General features: G+C 67.8%; 5 protein-coding genes. 2 read left to right on the forward strand and 3 right to left on the reverse strand.

Annotation, left to right across the window (positions count from 1 at the left end):
* Positions 1-39: 39 nt before the first annotated feature.
* Positions 40-1,077 carry an arginine N-succinyltransferase gene (locus tag H926_RS0121575; RefSeq protein ID WP_022678102.1) on the reverse strand — a complete coding sequence of 346 codons (1,038 nt, stop codon included), beginning with the start codon at positions 1,075-1,077 and terminating at the stop codon, positions 40-42.
* A 6-nt stretch (positions 1,078-1,083) separates the two neighbouring features.
* The gene (locus H926_RS0121580) at positions 1,084-2,289 is read right to left on the reverse strand and encodes a hydrolase (protein ID WP_022678103.1); all 1,206 of its coding nucleotides are present in this window, start codon (positions 2,287-2,289) and stop codon (positions 1,084-1,086) included.
* A 188-nt stretch (positions 2,290-2,477) separates the two neighbouring features.
* Between H926_RS0121580 and H926_RS0121585 the strand changes: the two genes are divergently transcribed.
* Together H926_RS0121585 and H926_RS0121590 are read left to right on the forward strand one after the other, a co-directional pair.
* Entirely contained in the window at positions 2,478-4,631 is a 2,154-nt protein-coding gene (locus H926_RS0121585; RefSeq protein WP_051146474.1) for a malate synthase G, read from the forward strand.
* A gap of 105 nt (positions 4,632-4,736) precedes the next feature.
* Positions 4,737-5,222, forward strand: a complete 486-nt coding sequence (locus tag H926_RS0121590; protein ID WP_022678105.1) for a hypothetical protein — start codon at positions 4,737-4,739, stop codon at positions 5,220-5,222.
* A 4-nt stretch (positions 5,223-5,226) separates the two neighbouring features.
* Here the strand turns inward: H926_RS0121590 and H926_RS29730 are convergent.
* On the reverse strand, positions 5,227-5,653 hold a 427-nt coding region (locus H926_RS29730; protein ID WP_202804786.1), incomplete at its 5' end, for a hypothetical protein.

A 5,653-nucleotide genomic window follows, 5' to 3' on the forward strand; every position in this document is an offset into this window, starting at 1 on the left:
AATTTATTTCCAGCAGTGCCATCTTGTTCGTTCCGTTCTTCAGCGGTCCACATGCCACACAGTGTCACCGGGCCGCACATCCAGCGCGGCGGCGGCGACAGGATCGATCACCAGGCCATCGGCGCCTTGCGTCACTTCGCCCAGCGTGCAGCGGAACGTGGCGAGGCGGCCGGTGGCGGCCAGCACGCGGCGCACCGGCCCATGGCCTTCGGGAGCGGCGATGTGGGCCACGGTCTGCGCCTTGGCCCCGGCGATGGAGCGTACCTGGTCGGTGCGGGCGGTCATCGTCGGGCCCCCGTCGAAAATGTCGACATAGCCTTCATAGGCGAACCCTTCGGCCTCCAGCATCCGCATGGCCGGCCGGCCGTTGAGATGCGGCATGCCGATGGCCGTGCGCGCGTTTTCCGGCAGCATCGCCACATAGACCGGGTGCTTGGGCATCAGGTCGGCGATGAACTGGTTGCCGTTCAACGCGTTGAAATGATCGGCTTCCTGAAAGCCCATGCCAAAGAACTTGCCGCCCACCGCGTCCCAGAACGCCGATCCGCCGCGCTCGTCGATCACACCGCGCAGTTCGGCCAGAATACGCGGGGCAAAGCGGGCGCGGTGCATGGCAATGAACAGATAGCGGCTGCGCGCCAGCAGCATGCCCAGCCCGCCGGCGCGCTCGGCCGGATGGAGGAACAGCCCACCCACTTCGCTCGATCCTTCGAGATCGGTGGCCAGGTGCAGCATTTCGGCGCGGAAGGTGCGGTTCAGTTCCTTGGAATGCTGGGTCAGCGTGGTGAGGCGATAGGAATAGAACGGCCCGCCGCGCCCGACGCAGGCAAAGATCTGCGCCGTGCCGCGCAGTTCGCCGGTTGCCACGTTTTCCAGCACCACCACGAACAGTTCATCGCCCGGCCCGTCGGGCAGGCTTTCGCGCGGGTCGGCCAGGCAGGCGGCGGCACGCTCCAGTTTGGCGCGCAAAGTGGCGCGATCAGCTGGCAGGTTGGTAAAGCCACTGCCGCCGAGCTTGGCCATCTCGTACATGGCCTCCACATCGGTGGGGCGGGCGGCGCGAATGCGAAACGTCATGGTGCGCTATTCTCCCCCGGAAAGCCGATGCAACACCAGTGCCGACAGCGCCGCGCGCTCTGCCAGCGAGGGCACGATCAGGAATTCGTGCGGCGAATGGATCGATCCGCCACGCACCCCCATCGTATCCACCACCGGCACCCCCAGTGCGGCGATGTTGTTGCCATCGCAGACGCCGCCGGTATCTTTCCAGGCGATCGGCTGCCCCAGCGCCGCGCCGCAGTCGCGTACCAGGGTGAACAGCGCCAGCGCTGGTTCGGTCAATGGCTTGGGCGGGCGGCTGATGCCACCATGCACGTGGATCGCCACCTCGTGCGCGCGCTCCACCTCTGTCACCGCCGCGCCCAGCGCCACGGCAAAGCCTTGTGCATCGGCCTCGGCCGCAGGGCGGATGTTCCAGCGCAGCACGGCCTTGTCGGGCACCACGTTGTTGGCGCTGCCACCGTCGATCCGTGCCGGGTTCACCGACAGGCCGGGGCGGTGCAGGGCTTTGAGCCGCAGCGCCAGGTCTGCCGCCGCGACGATGGCGTTGCGGCCATCGTCCGGGTTGCGCCCGGCATGGGCGGATCGGCCGGTGATCACGGCGGCATAGTTGCCGCTGCCTGCCCGCGCGCCCGCCAGCGTGCCATCGGGCAGGGCCGATGGTTCATAGGTCAGTGCCGCGGCCTTGCCGGCTGCAACCTGGGCGATCAGCGTCGCGGATGACAGGCTGCCGGTTTCCTCGTCGGAATTGATCAGCACGTCATAGCCGACCTGGCGCGCCACCGCACTGCGCTCGAACGCGCTGAGGGCGGCGAGCATGACGGCGATGCCGCCTTTCATGTCGGCCACGCCCGGCCCGCCCAGCGTGGTGTCGTCGAGCCAAGTCGTGGTCTGGAACGGATCGCCTGGCGGGAACACGGTGTCCATGTGCCCGGTCAGCAGATAGCGCCGGGGCGCATCGGGCCGTACCCGCACCAGCAGGTGGGCGCCGTGGTCAAGCTGGCCCACGGTGCCATCGGCGGCCACGGTTTCCACGGGGGCCGGCGCCACCAGTTCCACCGTGCCGGGCAGCGCGGCAAAGGCATCGGCCAGGAGCGCGGCCTGGCGGGCAAGGCCGGCAAGATGGCGCGTGCCGGTGTTGATCGCGCTCCATGCCAGAACCTGGTCGAGCAGGGGGGCGCCGTCGATCGGGGCGAGCAGGGCCTGCTCGGTGGCGGAAAGCTGTTGCATCGGAAACCACACCTAGCCGTTCGCGCAGGCCGGGTGAACCCCTGTTGCCAAGCCGGTGCGAATCGGGCAGAACGGGGGTGTTCCTCCCCAGGTTCAATAGGCAGGTCGGCACAGATCCGGTATCCGATAGGGATGCGGTTCGATGGCCGGCATTGCCATGCCCGTTTTGATGACAAAGGCAGATGACCATGGGTGAGTTTACCGAAATTGCCGACCTGCGCCCCCGTATCACGCGGGACGGGTTGCAGGTGGATGCCGCGCTGGCCGCATTTCTGGAAAACGACGTGCTGGCGCCGCTGGGGCTGGATGCCGGGGCGTTTTGGGCGGGTTTTGCCGGGTTGGTGGCGCGTTTCACCCCGGTAAACCGCGCGCTTCTGGAAACGCGCGAGACGATCCAGGCCGCGATCGATGCCTGGCACGTAGCGCGCCGGGGCCAGCCGCATGATCCTGCTGCCTATCGCGCCTTTCTGGAAGAGATCGGCTATATCGTGCCCGAACCTGCGCCCTTTGCCGTGGGCACGCAGGACGTCGATCCTGAAATCGCTACCATGGCTGGGCCGCAACTCGTCGTTCCCGTGCTCAACGATCGCTTCCTGCTCAACGCCGCCAACGCGCGCTGGGGCAGCCTCTATGATGCCTGGTATGGCACGGACGCATTGGATGCCGCGCCCGCCCGGCCGGGTGGCTATGACGCGGCGCGCGGCGCGGCGGTGATCGCGGCGGGGCGCGCTTTTCTGGACGCCACCCTGCCGCTGGCGCAGGGATCGTGGACTGATTGGGACGGGCAGGGCGTGCCCGCCCTGGCTGATCCGGCGCAATGGGTCGGGCACAAGCCCGGCGGCCTGCTGTTCCGCCACAACGGCCTGCACATCGAACTGGTGCTCGATCGGGCCCATCCGGTCGGCGCCAGCGATGCGGCGGGCCTGGCTGATATCGTGCTGGAAGCGGCGCTGACCACGATTGTCGATCTGGAGGATTCGATCGCGGCGGTCGACGCGGAAGACAAGCTGGTGGCCTATCGCCACTGGCTCGGCCTGATGCGCGGTGATCTGACCGCGCGGTTCGCCAAGGGCGGCCAGACCATGCATCGCGCGCTGGAACCCGATCGCGATTGGACTGCGCCGGATGGCACCGCCTTTGCCCTGCCGGGGCGCAGCCTGCTGTTCGTGCGCAACGTTGGCCATCTGATGACCAACCCCGCCATCCTGCTGCCCGATGGATCGGAAATTCCCGAGGGCATCATGGATGCGGTGATCACCAGCGCCATTGCCATGCACGACGTGATGCGCCTGGGCCAGCACCGCAACAGCCGCCAGGGCGCGATCTACATCGTCAAGCCCAAGATGCACGGGCCCGAAGAAGTGGCCTTTGCCAATGACCTGTTCGATGCCGTGGAAGACCTGCTCAGCCTGCCGCGCCATACCGTGAAAGTCGGCGTGATGGACGAGGAGCGCCGCACCAGCGCCAACCTGGCGGCCTGCATCGCTGCCGTGAAGGATCGCGTGGTGTTCATCAACACCGGCTTCCTCGATCGCACGGGTGATGAAATCCACACCGCGATGCAGGCCGGCCCGATGATCCGCAAAGGCGCGATGAAGCAGGCCGGCTGGATCGCCGCCTATGAAGCGCGCAATGTCGGCACCGGCCTGGCCTGCGGGCTGTCCGGCAAGGCGCAGATCGGCAAGGGCATGTGGGCTGCGCCCGATCGCATGCGCGCCATGGTTGTCGAAAAAATCGCCCATCCGCGCACCGGTGCCAATACGGCCTGGGTACCTTCGCCTACGGCCGCCACGCTGCACGCCACGCATTATCACCAGGTGGACGTGTTCGGCCTGCGCCCCGAGATCGCCGCGCGGCCCATTCCGGCGCTCGATGCTTTGCTGGCGATCCCACTGGCCGATGGCGCCAACTGGTCGGAAGAGGAAATCCGCGCCGAGTTGGACAACAACGCGCAAGGGTTGCTCGGCTATGTCGTGCGCTGGATCGACCAGGGCGTGGGCTGTTCCAAGGTGCCCGACATCGACGATGTCGGCTTGATGGAAGACCGCGCCACTCTGCGCATTTCCAGCCAGCACCTGGCCAACTGGCTGCTGCACGGGGTCTGCACGCAAGAGCAGGTGATGGATGCGCTGCGGCGCATGGCGGCCAAGGTCGATGCGCAGAACGCCGGAGATCCGGCCTATGAGCCGATGGCGGGCAACTGGGATACGAGCTTTGCCTTCCGCGCCGCCTGCGACCTGGTGTTCGAAGGTGTGGCCCAGCCCAGCGGCTATACCGAGCCGCTGCTCCACGCGTGGCGCCGCCGCAAGAAGGCGGCGCTTCTGGTGGCCGAGCCGGCCTGAACCGGACCGGCGGGGGCAGCATGACGCACGCTGCCCCCGCTTGCTCCCCGGCGCGCTTGTTGCCATGGCGGTTCCATTCGCTTTGCTGACATGGAACTTTAGACGATGCTGCAACTGATCGAGGCCAACTGGCAACTGGTGGCAGGCGCCGTAGCGCTGCTGCTGGTGGTGGCGTTCCTCCTGCTGCGCCGGGGTGGCAAGGCACCCGAACGCCGCGAATTCAACGATGTCCTGTCCGAAGGCGCGGCGCCTGCGCAGCGCAATACCGCGCTGATCGATACGCCGCCCGCCGCGGCCATTCCGGTGCCGCCGCCACCCACTGCGCCCCCGGCCGATGCCGTGGCAACTGCCGATGGCGATGACCTGACCCGCATCAAGGGCCTGGGGCCCAAGCTCAAGACGCTGCTGGCCAGCCTGGGCGTGACGCAGTTTGCGCAGATTGCTGCCTGGACCGACGAGGACGTGGCCCGCATCGATGCGCAGCTTGGCGCCTTTGCCGGCCGCCCCACGCGCGACAATTGGGTGGAGCAGGCCAAGCTTCTGAGCAGCGGCGATACCGCTGCCTATGAGGACAAGTTCGGGAAGCTCTAAAGCTTCATTCCTGGGCCTGGGGCGCGGCCGGTGTCGCCCCCGTGGCCGGGCGCGCGCCGCAACGGCGGATCAGCGCGCGCACCAGGTCGCTGCCCGGCACGCTGATCTTGCCCGCATCGGGCAGGGTGCCGATAAACGGCCCTTCGAACACTTCGGCCGCCGGATCGCCCGCCGGCAGGCTGCCCTGCCACAGATAGCCCGGCGAACCCGGCACCGAAGTGGCATCCACTGCCAGGCGCACGATGCGCTTGCGTCCCTGCAGCGCAAACAGCGCCTGCGCGCCCACTTCGGCGGGCACATGCCGGGTTACCACCAGAACGCCCTGGCGGCACGATAGCGAAAGATCGGGAGCAGCACCGGGCGCGCCAAAGCGCACGCTGTCTCCGCCCGGCGCGCCGGCCCAGACCGGCTTTTCGTTGCCCGCCGGGGGC

It is taken from the genome of Novosphingobium sp. B-7 (assembly GCF_000410615.1).
In the GTDB taxonomy this organism is placed as follows: Bacteria; Pseudomonadota; Alphaproteobacteria; order Sphingomonadales; family Sphingomonadaceae; genus Novosphingobium; species Novosphingobium capsulatum.

Excerpts from the sequence above, each read along its gene's own strand:
- H926_RS0121575 (WP_022678102.1), bottom strand. The coding sequence starts at position 1,077 with ATGACGTTTCGCATTCGCGCCGCCCGCCCCACCGATGTGGAGGCCATG.
- H926_RS0121580 (WP_022678103.1), bottom strand. The coding sequence starts at position 2,289 with ATGCAACAGCTTTCCGCCACCGAGCAGGCCCTGCTCGCCCCGATCGAC.
- H926_RS0121585 (WP_051146474.1), top strand. The coding sequence starts at position 2,478 with ATGGGTGAGTTTACCGAAATTGCCGACCTGCGCCCCCGTATCACGCGG.
- H926_RS0121590 (WP_022678105.1), top strand. The coding sequence starts at position 4,737 with ATGCTGCAACTGATCGAGGCCAACTGGCAACTGGTGGCAGGCGCCGTA.